At 69.8% G+C, this 23735-nt stretch carries 23 protein-coding genes; 9 read left to right on the top strand and 14 right to left on the bottom strand.

Going from position 1 to position 23735, the window contains the following annotated elements:
- Window positions 1-127: 127 nt before the first annotated feature.
- From PKE75_RS07425 to PKE75_RS07400, 6 genes are all read right to left on the bottom strand, one after another.
- A complete protein-coding gene (locus PKE75_RS07425) occupies window positions 128-967 on the bottom strand; it encodes an N-acetylneuraminate synthase family protein (protein ID WP_271168079.1) in 840 nt (279 codons plus the stop codon).
- A 137-nt stretch (window positions 968-1104) separates the two neighbouring features.
- A complete protein-coding gene (locus PKE75_RS07420) occupies window positions 1105-2400 on the bottom strand; it encodes a DUF6716 putative glycosyltransferase (protein WP_271168078.1) in 1296 nt (431 codons plus the stop codon).
- The gene (locus PKE75_RS07415) at window positions 2397-3485 is read right to left on the bottom strand and encodes a hypothetical protein (protein WP_271168077.1); all 1089 of its coding nucleotides are present in this window, start codon (window positions 3483-3485) and stop codon (window positions 2397-2399) included. The genes PKE75_RS07420 and PKE75_RS07415 overlap by 4 nt, the downstream gene beginning before the upstream one ends.
- Window positions 3486-3577: 92 nt before the next feature.
- Window positions 3578-4984, bottom strand: a complete 1407-nt coding sequence (locus PKE75_RS07410; protein ID WP_271168076.1) for a glycosyltransferase — start codon at window positions 4982-4984, stop codon at window positions 3578-3580.
- Window positions 4985-5002: 18 nt separating this feature from the next.
- Window positions 5003-6724 (bottom strand): adenine deaminase, encoded by a 1722-nt coding sequence (ade, locus tag PKE75_RS07405; RefSeq protein ID WP_271168075.1) that lies wholly within the window; start codon window positions 6722-6724, stop codon window positions 5003-5005.
- Window positions 6725-6897: 173 nt separating this feature from the next.
- A complete protein-coding gene (locus PKE75_RS07400) occupies window positions 6898-8013 on the bottom strand; it encodes an AbrB family transcriptional regulator (RefSeq protein ID WP_271168074.1) in 1116 nt (371 codons plus the stop codon).
- Between the two features lie 157 nt (window positions 8014-8170).
- Between PKE75_RS07400 and PKE75_RS07395 the strand changes: the two genes are divergently transcribed.
- Window positions 8171-9898 carry a Gfo/Idh/MocA family protein gene (locus PKE75_RS07395; RefSeq protein ID WP_271168073.1) on the top strand — a complete coding sequence of 576 codons (1728 nt, stop codon included), beginning with the start codon at window positions 8171-8173 and terminating at the stop codon, window positions 9896-9898.
- Window positions 9899-10039: 141 nt separating this feature from the next.
- On the opposite strand, the gene PKE75_RS07390 is transcribed toward PKE75_RS07395, so the two are convergent.
- Window positions 10040-10351, bottom strand: coding sequence for a DUF3072 domain-containing protein (locus tag PKE75_RS07390; RefSeq protein WP_271168072.1), 312 nt, complete (start codon window positions 10349-10351; stop codon window positions 10040-10042).
- Window positions 10352-10467: 116 nt separating this feature from the next.
- Window positions 10468-10965 (bottom strand): BA14K family protein, encoded by a 498-nt coding sequence (locus tag PKE75_RS07385; protein WP_271168071.1) that lies wholly within the window; start codon window positions 10963-10965, stop codon window positions 10468-10470.
- A gap of 206 nt (window positions 10966-11171) precedes the next feature.
- On the opposite strand from PKE75_RS07385, the gene PKE75_RS07380 reads away from it, so the two are divergent.
- Window positions 11172-12242, top strand: a complete 1071-nt coding sequence (locus tag PKE75_RS07380) for a DUF1176 domain-containing protein (RefSeq protein ID WP_271168070.1) — start codon at window positions 11172-11174, stop codon at window positions 12240-12242.
- Between the two features lie 12 nt (window positions 12243-12254).
- Here PKE75_RS07380 and PKE75_RS07375 read toward each other — a convergent pair whose 3' ends face one another.
- Window positions 12255-13484 (bottom strand): type III PLP-dependent enzyme domain-containing protein, encoded by a 1230-nt coding sequence (locus PKE75_RS07375; RefSeq protein ID WP_271168069.1) that lies wholly within the window; start codon window positions 13482-13484, stop codon window positions 12255-12257.
- A 200-nt stretch (window positions 13485-13684) separates the two neighbouring features.
- Between PKE75_RS07375 and PKE75_RS07370 the strand changes: the two genes are divergently transcribed.
- The 6 genes from PKE75_RS07370 (at window position 13685) to PKE75_RS07345 (ending at window position 17603) form a co-directional block, all read left to right on the top strand.
- Complete coding sequence (locus tag PKE75_RS07370; protein WP_271168068.1) at window positions 13685-14161, top strand: hypothetical protein; 477 nt, start codon at window positions 13685-13687, stop codon at window positions 14159-14161.
- The gene (locus tag PKE75_RS07365; protein ID WP_271168067.1) at window positions 14158-14823 is read left to right on the top strand and encodes a ribonuclease T2 family protein; all 666 of its coding nucleotides are present in this window, start codon (window positions 14158-14160) and stop codon (window positions 14821-14823) included. Before PKE75_RS07370 ends, PKE75_RS07365 begins: the two co-directional genes overlap by 4 nt.
- 5 nt (window positions 14824-14828) lie before the next feature.
- Window positions 14829-15218, top strand: coding sequence for a cupin domain-containing protein (locus tag PKE75_RS07360; protein WP_271168066.1), 390 nt, complete (start codon window positions 14829-14831; stop codon window positions 15216-15218).
- Between the two features lie 202 nt (window positions 15219-15420).
- The gene (locus PKE75_RS07355; protein WP_271168065.1) at window positions 15421-16266 is read left to right on the top strand and encodes a 23S rRNA (adenine(2030)-N(6))-methyltransferase RlmJ; all 846 of its coding nucleotides are present in this window, start codon (window positions 15421-15423) and stop codon (window positions 16264-16266) included.
- Window positions 16267-16462: 196 nt separating this feature from the next.
- Window positions 16463-16675, top strand: a complete 213-nt coding sequence (locus PKE75_RS07350) for a cold-shock protein (RefSeq protein WP_271168064.1) — start codon at window positions 16463-16465, stop codon at window positions 16673-16675.
- Window positions 16676-17003: 328 nt separating this feature from the next.
- On the top strand, window positions 17004-17603 hold the full coding sequence (locus PKE75_RS07345) for a glutathione S-transferase family protein (RefSeq protein WP_271168063.1): 600 nt from the start codon (window positions 17004-17006) through the stop codon (window positions 17601-17603).
- Between the two features lie 49 nt (window positions 17604-17652).
- On the opposite strand, the gene lysM is transcribed toward PKE75_RS07345, so the two are convergent.
- The 5 genes from lysM to PKE75_RS07320 all read right to left on the bottom strand — a co-directional run bounded on the left by lysM (window position 17653) and on the right by PKE75_RS07320 (window position 21357).
- Window positions 17653-18093, bottom strand: a complete 441-nt coding sequence (gene lysM, locus PKE75_RS07340) for a peptidoglycan-binding protein LysM (RefSeq protein WP_271168062.1) — start codon at window positions 18091-18093, stop codon at window positions 17653-17655.
- Window positions 18094-18172: 79 nt separating this feature from the next.
- Entirely contained in the window at window positions 18173-18727 is a 555-nt protein-coding gene (locus PKE75_RS07335; RefSeq protein ID WP_271168061.1) for an outer membrane protein, read from the bottom strand.
- A 200-nt stretch (window positions 18728-18927) separates the two neighbouring features.
- The gene (locus PKE75_RS07330) at window positions 18928-19584 is read right to left on the bottom strand and encodes an outer membrane protein (protein WP_271168060.1); all 657 of its coding nucleotides are present in this window, start codon (window positions 19582-19584) and stop codon (window positions 18928-18930) included.
- Between the two features lie 215 nt (window positions 19585-19799).
- Entirely contained in the window at window positions 19800-20453 is a 654-nt protein-coding gene (locus PKE75_RS07325; RefSeq protein WP_271168059.1) for an outer membrane protein, read from the bottom strand.
- A gap of 229 nt (window positions 20454-20682) precedes the next feature.
- The gene (locus PKE75_RS07320; protein WP_271168058.1) at window positions 20683-21357 is read right to left on the bottom strand and encodes an outer membrane protein; all 675 of its coding nucleotides are present in this window, start codon (window positions 21355-21357) and stop codon (window positions 20683-20685) included.
- Window positions 21358-21702: 345 nt separating this feature from the next.
- Here PKE75_RS07320 and uvrC point away from each other — a divergent pair, with 345 nt between their 5' ends.
- Window positions 21703-23688 (top strand): excinuclease ABC subunit UvrC, encoded by a 1986-nt coding sequence (gene uvrC, locus PKE75_RS07315; protein WP_271168057.1) that lies wholly within the window; start codon window positions 21703-21705, stop codon window positions 23686-23688.
- Window positions 23689-23735: the final 47 nt, after the last annotated feature.

The raw sequence follows: 23735 nt of genomic DNA, 5'->3' as shown, positions 1-23735 counted from the left end.
CAACTGACGACCGCTCCCACGCTGGGCCACATGATTTCGGCCGTGTCGCATGGGCGCGCGCGGGGAGCAAGACGCGTCGGGGGAACGCTGGAGATCGTCTGGGCGCCGCGGAGGGCCCTCGGCCCCCTCACCCCACGGCGCGCAGGCCGGGCTGCCATTTCAGCTTCTTGCGCTGCTCGTCCTCGACGTCGAGCACGTCCTTGCGCTTGTAGGACAGGGCGGTCTCGACGTTGCGCAGGTCGCGGCTCAGCCGGCGCAGGCCGTCGGGCTCCAGCGAGGCGGCGTGGTCGGTGCCTTTCCATGTCCGGTCGAGCGTGAAGTGACGCTCGATCCATGCGGCGCCCAGAGTGAGCGCCGCGATGTCGGCCGCGATGCCGAGATGGTGCCCAGAGAATCCGATCTGCTTGACGCGGCCGCCATAGGCTTCCTTGAGGCGCGACACCTCCTTCAGGCACAGGTCCTCGAAAGCCACGGGATAGCCGGACGTGCAGGAATACAGCACGAGGTCGTCCTCGCGGTCGCGCTCCTCGTAGAAGCTGACGATGCTCTCGATCTCGTCGCGCGTCGTCATGCCGGTCGAGACGTGGATCTCGCCGGAATAGTTCTCGCAGAGCCAGCCCTGCAGCTCGAAATTCAGGTTGGTGGCCGACGGCACCTTGATGAAATGCGGATCGAGCGCCGCGATTTCGCGCGCCGAGGTCAGGTCCCACACCGAGGTCGCGTAGACGACGCCGCGCTCCTCGCAGAACGCCTTCAGCTCGGCGTGCTGCTCGATGGTGAACTCGAGCGCCTCACGATGGGCGCCGTAGCTGTCGCCATAGGCGTTGGCGGGGTTCGGATGGGGCTCGCCATACTGCTTCGGCGTTAGCAATTCACGGTTGTTCCGCTTCTGGAACTTCGCGACGTCCGCCTTGCACTCGTCCGCGGCGACCGAGATCATCCGCTTTGCGATATCGAGCTTTCCCATATGGTTACAGCCGATTTCGGCGATTACTCTGACCATCCGCACCAACTCCGCAACCCTCGGCGATCACGCGCCGAGCCATTATGCCCGCAGCGCAAGCTAACCCGCGGACGGCCCGATTCCTACCCGCCCGGCGTGCGTCACCCGCGCGGCGTAAACCGGCGCGCCTGCCGCAACCGGCTGGCGACCGCCGCGATGAAGCCGAGCCGGCGCGGCTTTTCGGCGAGATGGGGAGCATGGAGCGCCACGGCGCCCCCGCGGCCGAGCGCAAAGTTCAGCCAGGCGTCCGAACCGTAAGCCGGGATCAGAGCGCGGAGCGGAAGCGCCGCCTCCAGCCTGTCCTGGCCGTCGAGCAGGCTTGCGCATTGCGACAGGAGCGCTTCGGGAGCGGCGGCGGCGCCGGAGCCTGCCAGCCAGCCGGGGTTCACCTGGGCGGCCAGATCCGGCCGGAGCGCCGCGATCGGCGCAAGGCAGCCGGAGCCGACGAAATAGGTGGTGCCGAGGATTTCCGAGACGCCGAAATCCGAGACGATCCGGGTGGGGACGCCGCGCGCCATCGCCTCGATCGCGACCGTCGAGCTCACGGTCGCGACCACCGACGCGCGCTCGATCAGTTCATGCGCGGGCTCATGCGTGAAGCTGAGGTTCGCAGGCCGGCCGCCGCGTGCGAACAGTTCGCGCGCCAGATCGTCGAGATGGAAACGCGCGGCGTGATGGGCGCGCTCGTCGCGGGCGTGGCGCAGCTTCACCAGCACGTCGGCGTCCGGAAAGCGCTTCGCGACGTCGATAAGCCCGGAGAGCAGATGCGTCCGCTGCATCCGCCGCGAAGGAATGACCGGCTGCTCGAAGAACACGATCGACGGGCGGCCGGTCGGCTCCGGCCGCGGCCGCCGGTCGAGGCCCAGAAGTCCGGTGACGATGGCGTTGGTGGCGTCGACGCCGATCTCGGCGGCGGCCGCCTCGTAGAGCGCGCGGTCCGCCGGGGTGTTGAAGCAGAGGATGTCGGCCGGCGCCCGGCTCATGAAGCCCGCGAGGTGATCGGCCAGCACGACGCCGGGCGAGGCGACCACCACGATCGGCCGCGACGGCTCGCGGCTGAAGTCGGCCGCCGCCATCGCGAGGAACAGTTCGCGCGCGCGGCCGCCGTCCACGACGGCGATCACGATCTGCGCGTCCCGGAACAGGCGCGCGGAGACCAGCGTCTCGGCGGCGAGCACCGGAACGCTTTCGTGCACGCCGCCCGCCCGCAACTGCCGCGCCGAGAGCTGGCCGGCGTCGGCGGCGAGAGCCGCGATCCGCATGCTCGCGCCCTCCGCCTCGAACAGGCGTCCGATGGCGGCGGCGGTCTTCACGAAGCTGTCGAATGTCCCGAGCGCAAGCACCCGGCGGCCGGCGAAGCGGCCTGAGGGCTTTGGCTCAGGGGTCTCCATCGTCATGCCGGACTCGAAGCTTGCGGACGGATCACGCGCAGTCGCCGATTGAACGCGTCGTGCCCTTCCATCACGGCGAGGATGTGGTCGCGCTGGCGGCGAAGATAGCCCTCCGGCGGCGCAAGACGCACGATCTCGAGACCGGGATCGATCACGCTCAGCGTATCCGCGGCGGTGGAGGCGATCACCATCGCGACGGACGGACGCGGATCGGCGTCGAGGAAGGCGAGTTCGACCGGCGGGCCGGCCGGCGCGAGCGTCATGCCTGCCTCGGCTGCGAGCCGCGCGGCGCGGGCCGCGTTCTCGCCGCGATGCGGCCGGTAAAGGAACGGCCCGCTTCGCCCCTCGCCTCGAAGCGCCGCGACGCCGCCGAGCACCAGCGACCGGTAGGCCTCCTCGGAGCAGATCCCGGCCTCGACATGGTTGGAGCCGAGCGTCCAGACGGCGTCGCCGCGGGCGATCTCGCGCTCGCCCGTCCGCCATGCCTCGTAGGCGTGAGCCACGACGCGGTCGGAAGGGGCGAGAACGCCCTCCATCAGCGTTCCGTAGATCGTGAAGAAGGTGAGCGCCGGCGGCGCGGCGGGGGGACGCTCGCCGAGCGCCGACCGGCCGAGCCCGGTCCGGAACCAGCCGGGCTGGAACCGCGCCGCATCGGCCGCCTGCGGTCGTCCGGCGCGCGCGGCCGCGACCTGGGGCGCGACCGAGCCGTCGTCGACCAGAACGAGCTCGTCATGCGGGACGCGCTCGACCATCACGCGCTGCGAGACGTTGCGGTAATCGCCGAACACCAGCGTGCGCCGCGGCCCGAGCGTGCTCGCGAGCCGTTCGAGGCTGGCGCGGTGGCCGGCGTCCAGCAGGTCGCGCGCGAACAGCGGCAGCAGGCGGGAGGGCTGCGGCCGGCGCGGGTGAGAGAGGATGCGCCGCCACAGGCCCGGGCGCCGCTTGAGCACGTCGAGCGCCGCCGCGCCGCCGCCCGCCCGGTCGCCGATCAGCACGACGTCCGCGAGCCCTCCTGTCCGCGCGCGATGCTCGACGGCGTTCATGCACTGCAGCGGCGAGGAGACCACGACGAGGTCGGCGGGGGCGGACATGCGATGTCATTACACCGGCGCGGGGGCTTCGCGCGATGCGATTGGGAATATCGGGCGCATGCCGAGGTGAGGCGAAGGCCCCGACGCGCGCGCTACGCCTGTCCCGATCGGTCCGAAGAACCTTCGCCGGCCTTCGCCCAGAGTCGCTCCAGCATCTCCGCCAGCCTGTCCGCCGCCCGCGCCGAGGCCAGGCGGCGGCCCTCCTCGCCCATCGCGCGTCGCTTCGCCTCGTCGGCTGCGAGCGCGGCGAGCGCGGCTATGAAGGCCTCGACGTCTCCGGTCGCGACAAGCCGCCCGGTGACGCCGTCGACCACGGTCTCGGCGAGGCCTCCCGAGGCGTAGGCCACGACCGGCCGGCCGGCTGCGCCCGCCTCCAGCGGCACGCGGCCGAACGGCTCGCGCCACAGCGTCGGCAGCGCGACGACGTCGCAGGTCGCGTAGAGCCGGCCCAGCGCCTCCGGCGACAGCCGGCCATGCAGACGCGCCAGCGCGCCTGCGCCGTCGGCCTCGATCATCGCGGCCAGCCGGTCGCGGTCCGGCCCGTCGCCCGCGACGTCGATCTCGACGCCGGGGATCAGCGCCGCAAGCCTGGACCAGTTCTCCAGCAGATGAACCTGCCCCTTGTTGGCGGTGAGCGATCCGACGACGAGGATCCGGAAGCCCGATCTCGGGTCGCGCGGCGCCGCGGCGGGCGCCGGCTCCACGGGCACGAGCCCGGCCCGCGTCAGGCGCGCAGGCTGAACGATTCCCTGCAGCGTCTCCTCCAGATGCCGGCTGGTCGCGACCACGACCGCCGCCGCCCGGAGCGCCCGCTGGCGATAGGCGAGCGCCTTGTCGGCGATCCCGGCGGCCAGCCGGTCGCGCCAGCCCGCGGCCGGCGGAGGCGCGTCGGTCTGATCGAAGCGCGCGCTGGTGAAGCGATGGTCGCGCACGACGGCCAGGAGCGGCACGCCGCTTCCCTTCAGCGCCTCGGCCGCCGTCATGATCGCGCGGGCGTTGTCGGCGTGGACGAGACGCGCCCGCGCCCGCTCGACGACAGCCCTGACGGCCGCGGGCGCGGGAGACTCGGGCGTGGTCGCGTGATCCATCCGCACGCCGCCCGGCGGCGCCCCGGCGATGCGGAGCGCGAGCGCCGGCAGATGCATCGCCGGGGCCCGCAGCGCGCCGAGGGCCGCCTGCGCCCAGAACGTCGCCCATTTCAGCCGGAACGGCAGACGCTTCAGCCGGTCGACGCGCGCCTGCGACATGCGATGCAGCGGCCATGCGGCGGGCGCCGGCAGCGCGACGATCTCGACGCCGTCGAGGCGTCTGCGCTCGGGCGTCCACAGCGCGCGGTCGAAGGTGACGACCAGCGCCCCGTCGCGCAGCAGCGGCTCGCGCAGCAGCAGATGCAGGCTGAGCTCGGCGCCCCCGGCGGCGTCCGGCGGATAGCGGTCGGACACCACGACGACGCCGCGCTCAGGCAGATCGGGCGGCAGGCTCCAGCTCTCGCGCGGCATCTACGGGGCTCGCGGGGTTCAGACCGCGAGCACCTCGAAGCGGTCGACGTCGACCATGCCGAAATCGGTGATCTTGAGATGCGGGATCACCGAGAGCGGCAGGAAGGCGACCTGCAGGAAAGGCTCCGGCAGCACGCAGCCCAAGGCCTTCGCCGCCGTCCGCAGCGCGACCAGCTTCAGGCGCACCGTCTCGTGCGGGTCGAGGCTCATGAGGCCTGCGAGCGGCAGAGCGAGCTCCGCCGTCACCGCGCCGTCGGCCGTCACCACGAAGCCGCCGCCGAGCGCGATCACACGGTTGACCGCGACCGCCATGTCGGAGGCGTCGGCGCCCACCACGCAGATGTTGTGGCTGTCGTGGCCGACGGAGGAGGCGATCGCCCCTCCGCGCAGGCCGAAGCCCTTCACGAAGCCGCGGCCGATGTTGCGGTTGACGCCGTGGCGCGCGACGACGGCGACGGACAGCGCGTCCTTCGACGTGTCGGCGGGCACGACTCCGCCGCGCTCGACGAGGTCGAGCGTCAGGCTCTCCGTCACGATCTTGCCCGGCACGACGCCGATCACCTGCCGCGGTCCGCCGCGGCCCTTCAGGACGAGGTCGGCGGCCGTGACCGGATCGGCCTTCATGCTGTCGAGGCCGACCGGCGCCGGCTGGCGGCGGGCGCCGAACAGGTCCGGCGTCACCAGCCTGCCCGCGGCGATGACCTTTTCGACACGGCAGCCTTCGTAGTCCGACAGCAGCGCGAGGTCGGCGCGCTTGCCGGGCGCCACCAGTCCGCGGTCGCGCATCCCGAAGGCGTTGGCGCCGGACCAGCTCGCCACGCGGTAGACGTGGGCGGCCTCGGCTCCTTGCGCGATCGTCCAGCGGATCATGTGGTCGAGATGGCCTTCCTCCGCGATCTCGACCGGGTTCCGGTCGTCGGTGCAGAAGCCGATGAAGGCGGAGGTCTGCGGCGTGATCAGCGGCCAGAGCGCATGGAGGTCCTTGGCGATGGAGCTCTCGCGGATGAGCACGCTCATGCCCTTGCGCAGCTTTTCTAAAGCTTCGTCGTAATTGTTCGCCTCGTGGTCGGTGCGGATGCCGGCGGCGAGATAGCCGTTCAGATCCTTGCCCAGCACCAGCGGAGCATGGCCGTCGATATGGCCGTCCCGGAACGCCGCGAGCTTGGCCAGGCAGCCGGGGTCGCGGTTCAGCACGCCGGGAAAGTTCATGAACTCGGCGAGGCCGATCACCTTCGGGTGGTCGCGGAACGGCGTGAGATCGTCGACCTCCAGCCGCGCGCCCGAGGTCTCCAGCGGCGACGCCGGCACGCAGGAGGACAGGTTGACGCGAATGTCCATGACCGCCGCCTCCGCCGCGGCGATCGCGTAATCGATCGCGGCCGTCCCGAGCACGTTCGCTATCTCGTGCGGGTCCCAGATCGCCGTCGTCACGCCGTGCGGCAGCACGCATCGGTCGAATTCGAGCGGGGTGAGCAGCGAGGACTCGATGTGGAGATGGGTGTCGACGAACCCGGGCACGACGGTCAGGCCGCGGCCGTCGATCGTCTCGACGCCGTCGTAGGACTGGAAGGTCCCGACGATCGTGTCGCCGCAGATCGCGACGTCGCTCTCGAACAACGTCGCGGTGACGACGTCGAGCACGCGGGCGCCCTTGATCACGAGGTCGGCGACCTCGAGCCCCCTGCCCTGCTCGATCCGCCGCGCGATCGCGGCCGTCGGTCCTTCGGCGAGGTGGGTCATCGGTGTCTCCGGGCGATCAGGCCGCGATCTTGGCCGCGGGGCGTCCGCGGTCAAGCCGCCCTTCGCGCATCATAAAGCTCGCCGTCGTCGTCCGGCTCGACCGGAGGACCCATGTTTCGCGTAGCGCTCCACTCCCGGCAGGGGCAGGCCGGTCAAGCCGAACCACGACGAGTTTAATCCTGCGGGGTCGACGTCGTCCGCCGGGAAATGAAGCGGGCGATCGGCGGGCCGGTGATGATGACGACCACCAGCCGCGCCGTCTGCAGCGCCATCACGAACGGCGCGTCGACATGGCTCGAGGCCGCGATGATCGCGACCGAATCCGCGCCGCCGGGGCTCGTCGCAAGATAGGCGGTCAGCGGGTCGACGCCGGCGAAGAACACCAGCGCGGCGGCGAAGCCGCCGCAGATCGCGATCAGCGCGAGGATCGAGGCCGCGATTCGCGGCAGGCTGCGGGCCGCGTGCAGGAAGATCGGGCGGGTGAACCGCAGCCCTATGCTCCAGCCGACCACCGCATAGGCCGTCGCGAGCAACCATTCCGGCAGCTCGATCGCGACGGCGCCCGCGCCCTGCAGCGCGACCGAAAGCGCGAAGGGGACGAGCAGAGACCCTGCGGGAATGCGCAGAAGCCGCCCAAGCCCCGCGCCGACGAAGGCGATGGCGAGGGTCGCCGCGAAGGCCGGCCAGTCGACGGCGGGGAACCACACGACCTCGGCGGCCGTCCGCCCGCCCGGCGCCGTCCAGATCCGCGTCACCAGCGAAGCGGCGATCACCACCATCACCACGCGGGTGTACTGCATGAAGGCGACGAGCCTGATGTCCGCGCCGTAGCTCGCCGACATGATCGTCATGGCCGAGGCCGCTCCGGGAGACGACCCCCATACGGCGGTGGCGCCCGGCAGGCCGCCCCAGCGCGCCAGCGCCCAGCCGAGAGCGTTGCTCGCGATCACGACCGAGATCACGGCGGCGAGCAGCAAAGGCCAGTTCTTCGCGATCTCCGTCAGAATCGACGGCGGGACGCTGCGACCGATCATGCAGCCGATCAATCCCTGCGCGAGGAAGAACGCCCCGCGCGGCATGCGCGCGTCGCCGCCGCTGATCGCCACCGCGACGCCCGCCACCATCGGGCCGATCAGCAGCGCCGCCGGCAGGCGCAGCGCCTCGAGGCCGAGCACGAACATCGCGGAAAGACCGAGCAGCGCGCCCCAGTGCAGCGCAGGCGCCCTGCCGCCGAGAGAAAGGCCGGCCTTTCGAGGAGCCGGGACGGGCGCCGCTTCGTTCTGTTCCATGTCGGAGAAACCTGGACCGCGCGCGCCGGACCGCGAACGCCTACCGGAGCATGCCGGCTATGTCGCCTCGCAAATTCGGCGGGCGCAGCAACCAGAGCTTGCGTGGGGGCCACGGCGCATTAGGCTGGCTGAATCTTGCCAGGACGAGGAAGAACCTTTGGCTGACGCATACGAGGCGACGCTCGCTGGCGCAACCAATGGCGCCGCGGCGCCTCCCGATCCCGCTGACGTCCAGTCCAGGCTCAGCCTCATCGAGGGCAGGCTCTCCCGCATAGAGCAGGCGCTCGCCGCTCTCGGGTCATTCGGGTCGGCTCAGGCGGCTCGCATCGCGCCCCCTCCGTCTGGAGCGCTGCGCGCCGAGCCGCGCGCTCCGGCGCCGGCGCCCGCAGCCGCGCCGCAACGATCGGCGCCGGGAACGCCCTTCATCCAGGGGACTCCGGCGCCGACCTCATTCCTGTCTCCCTCGTCCGCGCCGAAGGTCGCGAAGGCCCCGCCGCCCCCGACGACGCCTGCAAAGGCGCCGTCGCCCGCGGTCATCCGCGCGGCCGCGAAGCCGTTCGCCGAACAGCATTCGGTGGCCGTGCTCGGCGTCCGCGGCCACGGCCGCAAGCACATCGAGAACTTCCTCACGCTTGGCGATTGCCGGATCTCCTACATCTGCGACGTCGACCTGACGGTCGGCGAGGAGGGCGCGGCCTATGTCGAGCAGCTCGCCGGCTACCGTCCCAAGGTGGTGCAGGACTTTCGCGTCGCGCTGGACGATCCGTCGGTCGAGGCGGTCTCGATCGCGACGCCCCACCATTGGCACGCGCTGGCGACCATCTGGGCGCTCCAGGCCGGCAAGCATGTCTATCTCGAGAAGCCGATCAGCCACACCTTCAGCGAGGGCGAGAGCATCATCGCGGCCGCCCGCAAATATGGCCGCGTCGTGCAGTGCGGCACGCAGCTGCGCTCCAACACCTCGCTGCGCGCCGCCGGCGAATTCATCCAGAGCGGCAAGCTCGGCGACGTGAAGATCGTCCACTGCATCGTCTACAAGCCGCGCCCGCCGATACCGAGCATCCCGGTCAAGGCGCCCTCGAGCGTCGACTACGACCTCTGGTGCGGCCCGGCCTCGAACGCGCCGCCCAAGCGCGGGCGCTTCCATTATTCGTGGCACTGGTTCTGGGAATACGGCAACGGCGCGCTTGGCAACAACGGCATCCACCGCATCGACGCCGCCCGCATCGGCATAGGCCTGAAAGGCTTCGGCGACTCCACGATGAGCTTCGGCGGCCGCTTCGGCCCCGACGACGGCGCGGAGACGCCGAACACCCAGATCGCGCTGCACCGTTTCGGCGACACCTGGATCGTCCAGGAGGTTCTCGGCATGCCGACCCCCGCCTGGAAGACCGTGTCGAACGGCATCATCTTCTACGGCGCCGGCAACACCATCATCTACCACAAGGGCGGCGCGTCGCTCTGCGACGCCTCGGGTCAGTTCATCTCGCGCTTCGACGGCAAGCAGGAGAACCACTACGCCAACTTCGTGCGGGCGATGAAGGCGAACGAGCCGCAAAGCCTGACCGGCGACCTGTTCGAGGGCCACGTATCGAGCGGCCTCTGTCACCTCGGCAACATTTCCTACCGCGTCGGCAAGCCCTCGACCGACGCCGAGGTCGACGCCGCGCTCGACGCGATGGAGGCTCCCGCCTTCGGACACGAAACGCTCGCCCGCGTCCGCGCGCACCTGACCAAGCACAAGGCGAATGCGCCGCTGACGCTCGGCCGGACGCTGAAGACCAATCCGGAGACCGGCGCGATCATCGGGGACGAGGAGGCCGCCGCCCTCACCCGCCGCGTCGATCGCCCGCCTTACGTGGTGCCGGCGCCCGACAGGGTGTGACGGCGGCGAAGAAGAACGGTCGGGACCGACGAGGTCGTCATTCGCCTGGAACCCGGCGCTCGCTCCAGCGTGCGCCGGAAGCCGCCCATGGCCACTTGCAGCCCGACGGTCCCGGCGCGCCGGCCGGATAGCGGCTGGCGCTCACCGCTTCTCGTTGCGCGCGGATTTCAGTTCGTCGATCAGCATCGAGGCCTGCGCCTTGGTGAGATCGCTCTTGTAAGCCTCCGCACCGGTCTCCTCCGACAGCGTTTTGAGGTAGGACGCCTGCGCGCCGGTCATCGGCTCGTCGCCCGACACCCAGTCGGACGGATCCTTCTCGGTATTGCCCTCGGGATTGGGCGCAGTCTTCGGATTGGGATCGACGTCCTTCGCCGCCGTTCCGGGCTTCGGCGCGTCGGGGTCCGCCGCGCGACGGGCGTCGGTGCGGCTCGCAGGAGTGCTTTCGTCACGCATCATCGGTCTCCGGTTCCGTTTTCGTTCTCATGAGCGAAACGCCGTGCGAAGGACGCGGTTCCGTCCTTCGCACGGGCCTGCCCGATGTTCACGCGGGCAGGAGGAGACGGCTTGTCTTAGGGGCAGTAGCGGCGGACGCCGCCGGAGCCGATATAGGTGCCGCTGCGCGGGTCATAGGTGCGGTAACGCTGGGCGCACCAGGAGCTGCCTCTGTACGATCGGCGCGGTTGGCTGGCGATCGCGGCGCCGAGAGCGAGTCCCGCGATACCGGCGCCGAGATAGGCGCCGCCATGCCCACGGTGACGTCGGCCGTAGTAATAGCGTCGGCCGCCATAGCCGTGTCGGCCGTAGCGGTAGCCGCGATCGCCGCGCCAGCCTCGGCCGCCGCCGCCGTGCCAACCGCGACGGCCGCCGCCGCCCCAGTGACCCCTGCCGCCGCGGCCGCGACGGTCGACCGTCTGGATGTCGCCGGCCGCGAGCCGCGCGAGCGCGTCGCCGCGCACCTGATCGAGCGTGGCCGGAGAGACCTCCGCCGCAGACGCCGCCGGGATGGTCTCGCTGACGCCGACGATCCCGACGGCCGCCGCGAGCGCGATTGCGAAAGTCTTCTTCATGAGTTTCTCCTTAATCAGGCCGCGCGATCGAAATCGCGAGCTCAACCCCGCTCCCCAGTGACAAGATAGGGCGCTCTCGCCGCGTTTTGGGCGCCGCAAGCCGCTAATGCGGATTTGAACGTAACGTCTGCGTGACGTGAAGATTCATGTCGCGGGGCCCGTCGGGTTAGGGTCCGCCGCCCGAACGCTCCATCCAAGGATGACCGATGCGCCCTGCCGCCGCGCTGCTCCTGTTGTTCGCCCTCGCGGGCCCGGCCTCAGCGACCGAGGCGCGGTTCGAAGGCTGGGTGGCGCGATGCGCGGACGTCAAGGCCGGCGCCGACTGCGCGATCGAGACCGAAGGCGGAGCGTCCGGCGGGCAGACCGTCCGGGTGACGGTGCTGCGTGGGCCGGCGAAGGACGCGGTTCCGCATCTGATCTTCACGCTGGTCGGCGGCGTCGGCGCGCCGCCCCGGCCACGGCTCGGTCTTGCGGTCGACGGCGGGCCGCCGATCCGGCTGGCGTCCGGCTCCGACCTCGCGACCGGCGCGGGCGCGGCGCCCGCCACGGTCGATCTCAAGCTCTCCGACGGCGCGACCAGGCGGCTGCTGCCGTTCCTGCGCCGCGGCAAGATCCTGCAGGCGACGATCACCGGCGAGGGCGGCGAGCCGCTGGTGGCGGAGATCGCGCTGCCCGGCTTCGCGCCGGCGGCCGCCGAAATCGACGCGCGTCAGGGCCGCGCGGATCGTCCGGACGCGCTCGCCGCCCTGATCGGCGGGGCCTCGCCTGCGGCGCTCGCAGGACGTCTGCGCGACGTCGCCCGCGACGCCGTGCCCGAATCGCTGCGCAAGACCATGATCGCCCGCGACTGCCCCGTCTGGGACCAGACGGAGTCCAATCCCTCCTTTCTGGCGGAGGAATCCTTCGCCGCCGATCTCGGCGGCGGGCGCACGCTGTGGGGCATCGTCTGCGCGTCCGGCGCCTACAACGTCGACTTCGCGCTGTTCGTCGAGGACCCCTCGCGCGCCGCCAACCGGTTCGACCCGCTGCTGTTCGCCGCCTTCGTCGAGTCGCTCGGCTGGACCGGCGTCGACACGCTGACCAACGCCGCCTACGACCCCGAGAAGCGCCAGCTCACCGCCTTCGACAAGGGCCGCTCGCAGGGCGACTGCGGCGCGTATGGGGCCTGGGAATGGGTCGGCGAGGCGTTCCGCATGATCGAATACCGCGCCAAGGAAGAGTGCGACGGCGTCGGGCAGCCCGAGAAATTCCCCATCATCTTCCGCGGGGACCGCTAAAGACGCGCTCCTTCACCCCAGCCCCGCGCGCGGCTCCACGGTCGCGAAGCCCTGCAGACCGTCGGCGTCCTCGAACGGCGATGAAAGCTCCACGAAATCGTCGGGGTAGAAGCCGTTGAACCGGGTCCTGAGCGCGAGGCTGTAGGCGCCGATGTGGCCGATCTCGATCCAGTCGCCGGTGTCGACGGTGTCCGGCAGCCAGAACGGCCGCGACAGGATGTCGACGGAATCGCAGGTCGCGCCGCACACCCGGTAGGGCGTGAGCTTGGGCGCAGCCGCGCCCGGCTTGCGCCTGCGGGCCGGATCGGGGATCAGCCGCGCCGGCAGCAGCAGCTTGCCGGTCCATGAATCCGACAGCGAGCTCCAGATGCCGTCGTTGATGTAGAGCCGCTGGCCCTTCTTCAGCAGCACCCGCACCACGACCGACAGACAGCGCGCAACGATCACCCGTCCGGGCTCGGCGATCAGCGGCAGGTCGCCGAGGCCCCATTCGTCGACCTCGCGCTGGATGCGGCCGACCAGCGCCGTCACATCGGGCGCAGCCGGCCCCGGCTTCTTCGGGTCGCGGCCATATTGCGCGGGAAAGCCGCCGCCGATGTCGAGCGCCGCGATCTCGACGCCGGAGCGGCCCTTCACCCATGCCGCGGTTGCGATCGCGCGCTCGTAGGATTCGAGGTCCTCGACCTGGCTGCCGACATGGAAGGTGAGCCCGACTCGGAAGCCGATCCGGTCGATGCGCTGGACGAGTTCGACGGCGTGCGCCGGCGCGGCGCCGAATTTCTTCGACAGCTCGTAGGCCGCATGCCCCTTGGTCGCGAGCCGCACGAACAGCGTGACGTCCTCCGGCGCGAGATCCTGCGCCCGCACCACGCGCAGGATCTTCGCGACCTCGTCCTCATGGTCGAGGGCGATCGCGCGGATTACATAGGTCTCGAGCGCGAGCCTGACGTCGGACTGGGCCTTGACCGGGTGCATGTAATAGAGCCGCGCCTTCGGATCGGCCGCTCGCGCGGCGGCGAATTCGGCCGGGCTCGCGACGTCGAAGGCCGAAACGCCGGCGCGCGTCAGCGTCTCCAGCACGAACGGTTCGCCATTGGTCTTGACCGCATAGGCGGTCTCGCCGCGGAAGGCCTTCAGGAAGGCTCCGGCGTCCTGCTCAAGCACCGCGGGACGGAAGCCGTAGAGCGGCCGGTCCGGCCGCAGCGCCAGCGCCGCCTCGCGCGCAGTCTCGAATTTCTGCATTCCGCCGAGGGCTCCTTCAGAGCGATTTCCGTGACGGGAAGCCCCCTCACCCGCCGTCGCCGACGCGATGTCGACCATAACCAGTCGTCCCGCTCTAACACCTCGCTTGCGGCGATCCCAAGACAACGGTCCCCGGCGCTTGATTTGGGAGCGGCGGCGAACGAATGTCGCACGGGGACCAGCCCATGAGACCTCCGCCCATGACATTCCGACCGATCATCGCAGCGCTTATCGGCCTCGCAGGGCTCGGGAGCGCGCAGGCCGCCGACATCGTCTACGGAACCTATCCGTCTAGGACGACCGTCCACAGCTTCCGCGACCTGGCCTACAGCCGCCCGCCCTACACCGGAAACCTGCCGTCCTGCGCCGACGCCGGGATTCACAACTCGATCATCGCGTCCTTCGGCCGGCGCGAGCGCGAATACTGGCATTCCGGGCTGCAGCTCTCGACCTTCGTGCAGCCGGTCGAGCTCGGCTATCGCAGCTGGGGCCGCTCCTTCATTCCGCGCCGGTTCTGCTCGGCGACGGCCGTCACCACCGACGGCGTCCGCCGCGAGGTGTACTGGCACGTCGCAGAGCGCCTCGGCGGCGCGCTGACGACCGGGGTCGACTGGTGCGTATCGGGCCTCGACCGCAACTACGCCTACGCTCCGGACTGCAAGATGGCGCGCCCGTGAGGCTTGCGTCTGCGGGGCGTCGCCTCGCGCTCGCCATCGCCCTGCCCGCGCTGTCCGTCGGAACGGTGGACGCGCGAGCGGGCGGACGGCCCGGCGATTTCGACTTCTACGTGCTGTCGCTCTCCTGGTCGCCGACCTATTGCCGCAGCCGCGGCGAACGCGCCGACCCGACGCAGTGCTCGACCGGCGCCCGCGCTTTCGTCATGCACGGCCTCTGGCCGCAATATGCGCGCGGCTTCCCGAGCGACTGCCGCACAACCGGCCGCAACCCGACGCGCGCGCAGGTCGATTCGATGCTCGAGATCATGCCGAGCCCCGGCCTCGTCCGCCACGAGTGGCGCACGCACGGGACCTGCTCGGGGCTCGACCCCGCTTCCTATTTCGCGCTCGCCCGCGCGGCCAATGCGAAGGTGACGATTCCGCCCGCGTTCCAGACCGCGGACCGCGACCTCGACACCTCGCCCGGCGACGTCGAGCGCGCCTTCATCGCCGTGAACCCGAGGCTTCAGCCCTCGATGATCGCGGTCCAGTGCGACGGCGGCCTCGTGAGCGAGGTCCGCATCTGCATGACGCCCGACCTCGCCTTCCGCCCCTGCGCCGAAATCGACCGTCGCGCCTGCCGGTCGTCGCGCGTGACGCTCCCTTCGATAGACCAGCAGTGACGGCCATGACGGACGCGATTGACGCCGCGATGCGGCTCCATCTTCTCGGCGCCGAGCCGACCGACTGGGAGGAGAGCGCGCCGCCGGAGGACCGTGTCGTCGAGGGCGCGCCGACCTTCCGCACGGGCGTCACCTACGAGGCGCCGGACGGACGGCTGGTCGCGGGCGTCTGGGAGGCGACGACGGGCGCATGGCGCGTCGCTTATGACGAGTGGGAATGGTGCCGCCTGCGCTCGGGCCGGTGCGTCGTCACCCCCGACGGCGGCGCGCCCGTCCCGCTCGGCCCCGGCGACGCCATGGTGCTCGAGCCGGGCTTCGCCGGAGTCTGGACGGTGATCGAGGACTGCTCCAAAGACTTCGTCGTCCTGCTGCCGCCGCCAGACGACGGAGCGTGACAGCTCCGCTCAATCGCATTGACATTTTCCAGAGCCGACCAGGCCCCCTCACACGCCATGGCTATCGCCATGTCGACCTCTCCCCGCCGGGGAGAGGTGCAGGAAGAGGCGCCGCTCTTGACCTCTCCCCGGCGGGGAGAAGTCGGCGCGTAGCGCCGGGTGAGGGGGCGGACGGCATCCCTATTCGAGCGCGGCCCGCCCCATGAACTACCGCCACGCCTTTCACGCCGGGAACTTCGCGGACGTGCTGAAGCACGTCGTGCTGGCGATGATCGTGAAGCATCTGAACGCCAAGCCGAAGCCGTGGGGTTATCTCGACACCCATGCCGGCGTCGGCCTCTACGACCTCGGCGGCGACGAGGCGACGCGCACCGGCGAGTGGCGGAACGGCGTCGGCCGGCTGGCGGGGCGCACGCTGGGCGAGCCCGCCGAGGCGATCCTCGCGCCGTGGCGCTCCACGCTCGACCGCGTGGCGGACGGCGGCGCTCCCCTGCTCTATCCCGGCAGCCCCGAGATCGTCCGGCGTCTCGCGCGCGCCGACGACCGGCTGCGTCTCTGCGAAAAGCATCCGAAGGACTGCGCGACGCTTTCCGAGGTCATGGGCCGCGACAAGCGGGTGAAGGTCGTCGAGATCGACGGCTGGACCGCGCTCGGCGCCTGGTTGCCGCCGCGCGAGCGGCGCGGGCTGGTGCTGGTCGACCCGCCTTTCGAGGAGCAAGGCGAACTCGACCGCATGCTCGACGCCTTCGTCGCGGCGCACCGCGTTTGGCCCACAGGAACCTTCATGCTGTGGCGGCCGATCAAGGATCCGGCGGAGACCGGCCTCGTGCTCGACCGCCTCGCCGGGGGCGTCCCGAAGCTGCTGCGGGTCGATTTGATGGTCCGCGAGCCGGCCGACCCGCGCGTGCTCGCGGGCTCCGGTCTGATCGTCGCCAACCCGCCGTGGACGCTCGAAACCGAGCTTCGATCGGGACTTCCGGAGATCGCAGCCCTGCTTGCGCAGGCGCCGGGCGCGCGGGCGGTGGTCGAAAGCATAGGCGCCGCTTAGGAATGCGGCGACGATTGCTTTAAAACCGCCATTTTTTCGCCTTGCCATTATTACGGGCGAGCCGCTACCAAATATTGGCTCTGGCGGCGACGTCGCGGGCCGGGCGAGAGATGCGCCCGCGCGAGACCATAGAGCCTCTTGCGAACGCCCGGGTCACCGGGCCCGCAGGAGCGGGGCATGGTGAATGGGGGCGTTCATGGCGCAGACCGGTACAGTCAAGTTCTTCAACAGTGAAAAGGGCTACGGCTTCATAAAGCCCGACGATGGCGGCGTCGACATCTTCGTGCATGTCTCCGCCGTGACCCGGTCCGGCCTTACGACCCTCTCGGAAGGCCAGCATGTGACCTTCGAGGTCGAGCCGGACCGCAAGGGCAAGGGCCCGAAGGCTGTCGACATCTCGGTCAGCTGACGGGGACGTCTTGCCGCTGGCTGTTTTTTCGGCGCCTGCCTGCGTTTGCGGGCGGGTCGAGGTCGCGCGGCCATGAGCGCCTGAAGCCGGGCGGCGCCATGACGTCCCGGCCTTGAACCGGGACCCAGAGCCTCGACTTGCACGGCTCCGCGCCCGGCCCTGGTTGGGCCGATCGGTTCGACGCCGCCCTCTGTCGTTCAAGTCCGGCTCGAGGCCCGTGCGACGGCTCGAGAGGCCGCGGAGGCTTCGCAGAACCCGCTTCCTCCGCCGCCCGACGCGTGGCACGTAAGGCCGGCCCGAGCCCCTCCCCGTCCACGGACAAGTCCCCATGCTCACGCTTCGCTCGTCCCCGCCCTCCCCGTTCGGCCGCAAGGTCAAGATCGCGGCCGCCGTGCTCGGACTGACGGACCGCATCGATGTGATAGCGACCGACACGACCGCCGAGGACGACCCCATCCGCGCGCTGAACCCGCTCGGCAAGATCCCGGCGCTCGAGCTCGGCGACGGCACGACGCTCTACGACAGCCGCGTCATCGTCGAATATCTCGATTGGCTCGCCGGCGGCGGCAAGCTGCTCCCGCTCGATCCGGCCGCGCGTTTCACGGTGCTGACGGCGCAGGCGCTGGCCGACGGGCTGATGGACGCCGCACTGCTGCAGATCTACGAGGTCCGGTCGCGCCCGGAGACCGAACGGTCGCCGAGCTGGATCGCGAACCAGGCCGCCAAGGTCGCGCGCGCGCTGAAGCATCTCGAGGACGCGCCGCCGCCGATCGTTCCGGACGCCGGCTCGATCGCGACCGCCTGCGCGCTCGGCTATCTCGACCTCAGGTTCGAGGGACGCTGGCGGACGGAGCACCCGAATCTCGTCGCCTGGCTCGACGCCTTCTCGGCGGCGACGCCCGCCTTCGAGAAGACCCGGGCGCACTGAGCGTCAAAAGTCCCTCCCCGCGCGGAAGCGCGGGGAGGGATCGAACTTGTTACGCCGGGATCCGCAGCATCTGGCCGGGGTAGATCTTGTCCGGATCCTTCAGCATCGGCTTGTTGGCCTCGAAGATGTCCTTGTAGCGCCCGGCGTGGCCCTTGCCGTACTGCGCCTCGGCGATCTTCGAGAGGTTGTCGCCCTTCTGCACCGTGTAGAATTTCGAGTCCGCGGCCGGCTGGTCGACCGTGATCGCGTCCTCGACCTTCGCGGTCCCGAGCGTGTTGCCGGCGGCCAGAATGATCTTCTCGCGCAGCTCGTTGGAGGCGGCCGCGCCTCCCAGCTTAACGGTGTCGCCGGAGACGTCGATCGTGACGCCCTTTGTGTCGATGCCGAGTTTGTCCAGCTGCTCTTTGATGGAGTCGGCGGACGCGGCCTTGGCCTCGCTGGCGCCGAACAGCTTCTCGCCGACATCCTTGATGAAGTCGAACACGCCCATGTGGTTTCACTCCCGTCCTTCCGTGAAGGTCGAGGGGCACATAACGCGGGCGGCCCGGCCGGACAGGGCGCGCGGCCCGTTAGAAACGATAGTTCAGTCCGGCGCGGAACTGGCCGCCGGCGGGCGTCAGGCTGATGTCGCCCGACTGGTCGAGACTGCGGCGGTCGAGATCGACATAGAGATATTCGGCCTTCACGGCGACGCCGGCGAACAGCGCCGTCTCGACGCCGCCGCCGACCGACCAGCCGGCCGCCGTGGCGCGCTCGCGCGTTCGCGCGAAGCCGTCCGAGGCGAAGGCGACGCCGGCCGCTCCATACGCCACGAAGCGGTCGAAGGCGTAGCCGATACGCGCCTCGATGCCCGAGAACGGCGTGACGTCGGCGCCTGCGCCCACGAGACGGGCGTCGAGGCCGCCGCCCACGACGTCGCCGTCGACGCCAAGCACGATCCGGTCGAACAGGGATTTGGGCTCGCCCTCGACCGCCTCGCCGCCGAATCCGAACGAGCGCAGCGCGACCCAGGGCCCGGCGACCGGATCGGGACCCGAGGACGTCGCCCCGGACTGCTCGAACGCATGCGCCTCGCTGGAAAGTGCGAGGACGAGACCTGCGATCAGCAATCTCGAAAGCGCCATCGGGGCTCCTTGCGAGCGGGCCTGCCGGCCGCGCTCTTCGCTCCCGCAGCCTGGACCGGCCGCGCGACCGTCAGGTTAACGAACCGTATCGGCGACAGCTAAAAGTCAGGGCGGTCAACAAATCCTTAACGGCTCCCGAAACGCACAAAGGCCCCGCGACTCGCGCCGCGGGGCCTTCAGAGCAGCGGAATTTCCGGCGATCAGAAGCCGGAGAACTTGTAGGCGACGCCCGCGGTGACGCGGTTCTCGGTGAGGTCGGACTTCACGGAGCCGCCGTCGAGCTTCATCTTGTCGGTGCCGTAGTTGGTGTAGCGATACTCGCCGCGCACCGTGACGTTGTCGGCGACCAGCGCCTCGACGCCGCCGCCGACGGTGTAGCCGACAGCCGTCTTGCTGTCGGAGCCCGCGCCGCTGACCTTCAGCTTGTGGTCGCCGTAAGCCACGCCGCCGGCGCCGTAGACCATCACGCGGTCCATGGCGTAGCCGAGCTTGCCGCGCGTCGCGCCGGACCAGTTCAGCTCGTTCTTGCCGGTGTGGTTGCGGTCGCTGGCGGTGTTGTAGTTGAGATCGGTGTCGATGCCGACCACGACGGGCGAACCGTCGAACTGGTAGTCGTAGCCGGCGTAGCCGCCGACGACCGCGCCGTTCGGGCTGGTGTTGGAGACGCCGGAACGGTTCTTGGCGTGGTTCCAGCCATAGCCGGCCTGGGCGCCGACATAGCCGCCGGTCCAGGAGGAGGCCGCCGGAGCGGCGTACGCCGGAGCAGGCTCATAGGCCGGCAGATCGGCGGCGAAAGCGGGAGCCGCGACGGCGGCCGCAGCGGTCGAGACGGCCGCGAGAAGAGCGATACGCAACATGACTGAACCTCGATACTCAGCCGGACGGGGGTATCCGGAACGCAACAAGACGACTGGCGAAGAACCGCCCGGCCGTGACAGGGCGCGGGGCGTTGAATGACCCTAGCCGTCCATTCGTTAGCGAGTGGTGAAGGTTATCGGAACATAAAGAAAACCCCGCGACTTTCGCCGCGGGGTTTCCGAAGATTTTAAGACGCCCTTGCGGGCGGGTCGACTCAGAACGGCGAGTCGAACTTGTAGGCGACGCCGACCATCGCGCGCTGATCGGTGTAGCTCGACTTCACAGAGTTGCCGAGGCTGAACTTGTCCTTGCCGTAATCGTTGTAGCGATACTCGGCGCGGATCGCGATGTTGTCGGTCGCGGCGTATTCCACGCCGCCGCCGACGGTCCAGCCCACAGCGGTCTTGCTGTCCTTGCCGCCCGGACGCTTGATCTCGCGATCCGAGTAGGCGACGCCGGCCGCGCCGTAGACCAGGAAGCGGTCGAAAGCGTAGCCGAGGCGAGCGCGGGTCGCGCCGTTCCAGTCGGACGACACCTTGGTCGTGCCGCCGCGCGGGCTGCCGCGCTTGTCGTCGATGTCGGCCCAGTTGATGTCGGTCTCGATGCCGACGACGACAGGCGAGCCTTCGACCTGGTAGTTGTAGCCGAGGTAGCCGCCGATCAGCCAGCCATCGGGACGGGCCTTGGACGCGCGACCCCAGCTGTGGCCGCCCTGGATGCCGACATAGGGTCCGGTCCAGGTGAACGCCGCAGGAGCGATCACGGCGGGAGCGGGTTCGTAAGCCGGAAGATCAGCCGCCTGGGCGACGGGCGCGAAGAGCGCAAGGGCGGCGACCGAAGCCGCGCCTAGGGCGAGTTGGCGGAACATAGTAACTCCTCAAAGCTTGCTTTGTGACATTTCATATAACGCAGGCGATGGCCCGACGATAGATCGCAGACGGCGAATGCGAAGTTACGTGACGCTTTGGCAACACTCGGCGATTCACGGGAAGTTCATGGACCAGCGCAACCAGCCACACCCGGGCCGCCGGGCGGCGCTCGCATAGCCAGATCCTTAAAATCCTAAGAGATGATTACTCTCCCCCGAGCTTGAAGACTCACCAACCGCTCGAAAACTTGTATCCGACGCCAAGAAGTACCCGATTGTCGGTGACGTCGGACTTCACACGACTGCCTGCGACACTGAAGGAGTCGGTCCCGAAATCGGAATAGCGATATTCGACACGCGCGCTGACGTTGTCGCCAAGCGCGGCTTCGACGCCGCCGCCGATTGTCCAACCGACCGCAATGGTGTCGTCCGAGCCGCCGCCGCGCCCCTTCACGTCGTGATCGGCGTAGGCGAGTCCGCCGGCGCCATAGATCAGGAAGCGATCGAAGGCGTAGCCGATTCGGCCGCGCACCGCGCCGGTGAAGTCGATTTTGTTTCTGACGCCGGATCCCGCGCCGAATCGGCGGCTGGAATCGGCGCCCGAATAATTGAGGTCGGTTTCAATGCCGAGGACCAGCGGCGAGCCGTTCAGCTGCTGATTGTAGCCGACGTAGCCGCCGACGGTGAAACCGTCCGGCTTCGACTGCGGCGAAAAACCGTTGACCTTGTTGTCGGCGTCGAACCAGTCGTATCCCGCCTGCACGCCGGCATATGCGCCGGTCCATGAGAACGACGGGACGGAGGCTGCCGGCGCAGGCTCATAGGCTGGGAGATCGGCGGCGGACGCCGCGCCTCCCGCCAGGAGCGCGACCATCGCGCCCAAGAGCCATGCTGATCTGTTCATTTCCGACTCCCGAATTCGCGAAATCCGCGAAAGCGTCAGGACCCCCGACGGTCGACTGCCACATTCAACGCGCGACGGAAGCTTTGGTTCCGCGCCTCGCGCTGCAATGCACTAGGGGACGATGCGCGCGCCAATGTGGCGGCCAGCCGACCGAATTGAGGCGCGGCGTCGGGCGCCGCAAACGCTCGCGCGCGAGATCCGACCGCCGGCGGTCGCGCGGAGCTTCCGGCTCGCGGAAGCGCCGCGCGACGACTAGATAGGGACAGCGCGCCCGGCCCGATCGGCGGCTTCCGGCGATAGAGGGCTCGATCCCGGCGCGGCCAAGCGCCAGATTCGACGATTCGAATGACGACAGACGACGACATTCCTCCGACAGCGTCCGACGCTGTCGAAGAGATCGACGAATATGAGCCGCTCCCGACCCAGGACGCGGACGGCGAAGCCGCGCCCGAAAACCTGCGCCGCGGCGTCGAAGCGATTCGCGCGACGCTGAAGCATCTGCCGAACGGGCCCGGCGTTTACCGGATGTTCGACGCCAACGGCGACGTGCTCTACGTCGGCAAGGCGCGCTCGCTGAAGAAGCGGGTCACCTCCTACGCCCGCGGGCTCGGCCACAACACCCGCATCGCCCGGATGATCGCCGAGACGGCGTCGATGGAGTTCGTCTCGACCGAGACGGAAACCGAAGCGCTGCTGCTTGAGGCCAACCTCATCAAGCGGCTGCGGCCGCGCTTCAACGTGCTGATGCGGGACGACAAGTCGTTCCCCTACATCCTGCTCGCGACCGACCACCCCGCCCCGCAGATCTCCAAGCACCGCGGCGCCCGCGTCCGCAAGGGCGACTATTACGGCCCCTTCGCGAGCGCGGGCGCCGTCGGCCGCACGATCGACGCGCTGGAGCGCGCCTTCCTGCTGCGCTCCTGCGCCGACAGCTATTACGAGCGCCGCACGCGTCCCTGCCTGCTGTTCCAGATCAAGCGCTGCTCGGGCCCCTGCACCGGCGAGATCGCGCTCGACGACTACGCCGAGCTCGTCGGCGAGGCGCGCGACTTCCTGTCGGGCAAGAGCGACACTGTGAAACATCAGCTGAACGACGCGATGGCGCGCGCGTCCGAGTCGCTCGACTTCGAGCGCGCCGCGGTGCTGCGCGACCGGCTGGCGGCGCTCGCCGCGATCCAGTCGAACCAGGGCGTGAACCCGCGCACCGTCGAAGAGGCCGACGTGTTCGCGATCCATGGCGAAGGCGGCCAGACCTGCGTCGAAGCCTTCTTCTATCGCGCCTACCAGAACTGGGGCGCGCGGGCCTACTTCCCGAAGGCGGACGGAAGCCTCGAGCCGCGGGAAGTGCTCGGCTCGTTCCTCGCGCAGTTCTACGATTCCGAGGAGCCGCCGCGGCTCGTGCTGCTGAGCGAGGAGATCGAGGACCGCGCTCTGCTAGCCGAGGCGCTGACCTTGCGGTCGGGCGGCAGGGTCGAGGTCTCCGCACCGGTCCGCGGGGAGAAGAAGGACCTCGTCCAGCGCGCGCTAAACAACGCCCGCGAGGCGCTCGGCCGAAGGCTGGCGGAGACCTCGACGCAGGCGAAGCTCCTGGCGGGCGTCGCCGCCGCGTTCGGACTTCCGAAAACGCCGCAGCGGATCGAGGTCTACGACAACAGCCACATTATGGGGACGGCCGCGGTCGGCGGCATGATCGTTTCGGGGCCTGAGGGCTTCCAGAAGAACCACTACCGGAAGTTCAACATCAGGCCGGAGGATCTCACTCCCGGCGACGACACAGGCATGATGCGGCAGGTGCTGCGCCGCCGCTTCGCCCGCCTCCAGAAGGAATCGCCGCGGGACGGCGAAGGCCGCGCGGCGGATGACGCGCCGCCGTGGCCGGACCTCGTGCTGATCGACGGCGGACAGGGACAACTCACCGCCGCCCGCGAGACGCTGGCGGAGCTCGGCGTGACCGGCGTGCCGCTGGTCGGCATCGCCAAGGGAATGGACCGCGAGGCCGGTCGGGAGACCTTCTTCCTCGAGGGCAAGACGCCGTTCCGGATGCCGCCGCGCGACCCCGTGCTCTATTACGTCCAGCGGCTGCGCGACGAGGCCCATCGCTTCGCGATCGGCACGCACCGGGCGCGGCGCTCCAAGGAGTTCGTCGCGAACCCGCTCGACGAGGTGCCGGGCGTCGGCCCCACCCGCAAGCGGGCCTTGCTGCGCCATTTCGGCACCGCAAAGGCGGTCGCGCGCGCCGGCGTCGCCGACCTGCAGAAGGCCCCGGGCGTGAACCGGGCGACGGCGCAGACCATCTACGATTTCTTCCATGAGAAGGGCGACGGCGGATGAGCATAAGCGAACAGATCCCGCTCCGCCGACCGCTCCCTCCCCCGGCC

Origin of the sequence: Hansschlegelia plantiphila, assembly GCF_027922265.1 — a bacterium.
Classification (GTDB): domain Bacteria; phylum Pseudomonadota; class Alphaproteobacteria; order Rhizobiales; family Methylopilaceae; genus Methylopila; species Methylopila plantiphila.
This window is presented reverse-complemented; position numbering and strand designations above follow the sequence as displayed.

Bases quoted from the DNA above. Each gene is read 5' to 3' on its own strand.
- PKE75_RS07425 (WP_271168079.1), bottom strand. From the start codon at position 967: ATGGGAAAGCTCGATATCGCAAAGCGGATGATCTCGGTCGCCGCGGAC.
- PKE75_RS07420 (WP_271168078.1), bottom strand. From the start codon at position 2,400: ATGACGATGGAGACCCCTGAGCCAAAGCCCTCAGGCCGCTTCGCCGGC.
- PKE75_RS07415 (WP_271168077.1), bottom strand. From the start codon at position 3,485: ATGTCCGCCCCCGCCGACCTCGTCGTGGTCTCCTCGCCGCTGCAGTGC.
- PKE75_RS07410 (WP_271168076.1), bottom strand. From the start codon at position 4,984: ATGCCGCGCGAGAGCTGGAGCCTGCCGCCCGATCTGCCTGAGCGCGGC.
- ade (WP_271168075.1), bottom strand. From the start codon at position 6,724: ATGACCCACCTCGCCGAAGGACCGACGGCCGCGATCGCGCGGCGGATC.
- PKE75_RS07400 (WP_271168074.1), bottom strand. From the start codon at position 8,013: ATGGAACAGAACGAAGCGGCGCCCGTCCCGGCTCCTCGAAAGGCCGGC.
- PKE75_RS07390 (WP_271168072.1), bottom strand. From the start codon at position 10,351: ATGCGTGACGAAAGCACTCCTGCGAGCCGCACCGACGCCCGTCGCGCG.
- PKE75_RS07385 (WP_271168071.1), bottom strand. From the start codon at position 10,965: ATGAAGAAGACTTTCGCAATCGCGCTCGCGGCGGCCGTCGGGATCGTC.
- PKE75_RS07380 (WP_271168070.1), top strand. From the start codon at position 11,172: ATGCGCCCTGCCGCCGCGCTGCTCCTGTTGTTCGCCCTCGCGGGCCCG.
- PKE75_RS07375 (WP_271168069.1), bottom strand. From the start codon at position 13,484: ATGCAGAAATTCGAGACTGCGCGCGAGGCGGCGCTGGCGCTGCGGCCG.
- PKE75_RS07370 (WP_271168068.1), top strand. From the start codon at position 13,685: ATGACATTCCGACCGATCATCGCAGCGCTTATCGGCCTCGCAGGGCTC.
- PKE75_RS07360 (WP_271168066.1), top strand. From the start codon at position 14,829: ATGACGGACGCGATTGACGCCGCGATGCGGCTCCATCTTCTCGGCGCC.
- PKE75_RS07355 (WP_271168065.1), top strand. From the start codon at position 15,421: ATGAACTACCGCCACGCCTTTCACGCCGGGAACTTCGCGGACGTGCTG.
- PKE75_RS07350 (WP_271168064.1), top strand. From the start codon at position 16,463: ATGGCGCAGACCGGTACAGTCAAGTTCTTCAACAGTGAAAAGGGCTAC.
- PKE75_RS07345 (WP_271168063.1), top strand. From the start codon at position 17,004: ATGCTCACGCTTCGCTCGTCCCCGCCCTCCCCGTTCGGCCGCAAGGTC.
- lysM (WP_271168062.1), bottom strand. From the start codon at position 18,093: ATGGGCGTGTTCGACTTCATCAAGGATGTCGGCGAGAAGCTGTTCGGC.
- PKE75_RS07335 (WP_271168061.1), bottom strand. From the start codon at position 18,727: ATGGCGCTTTCGAGATTGCTGATCGCAGGTCTCGTCCTCGCACTTTCC.
- PKE75_RS07330 (WP_271168060.1), bottom strand. From the start codon at position 19,584: ATGTTGCGTATCGCTCTTCTCGCGGCCGTCTCGACCGCTGCGGCCGCC.
- PKE75_RS07325 (WP_271168059.1), bottom strand. From the start codon at position 20,453: ATGTTCCGCCAACTCGCCCTAGGCGCGGCTTCGGTCGCCGCCCTTGCG.
- PKE75_RS07320 (WP_271168058.1), bottom strand. From the start codon at position 21,357: ATGAACAGATCAGCATGGCTCTTGGGCGCGATGGTCGCGCTCCTGGCG.
- uvrC (WP_271168057.1), top strand. From the start codon at position 21,703: ATGACGACAGACGACGACATTCCTCCGACAGCGTCCGACGCTGTCGAA.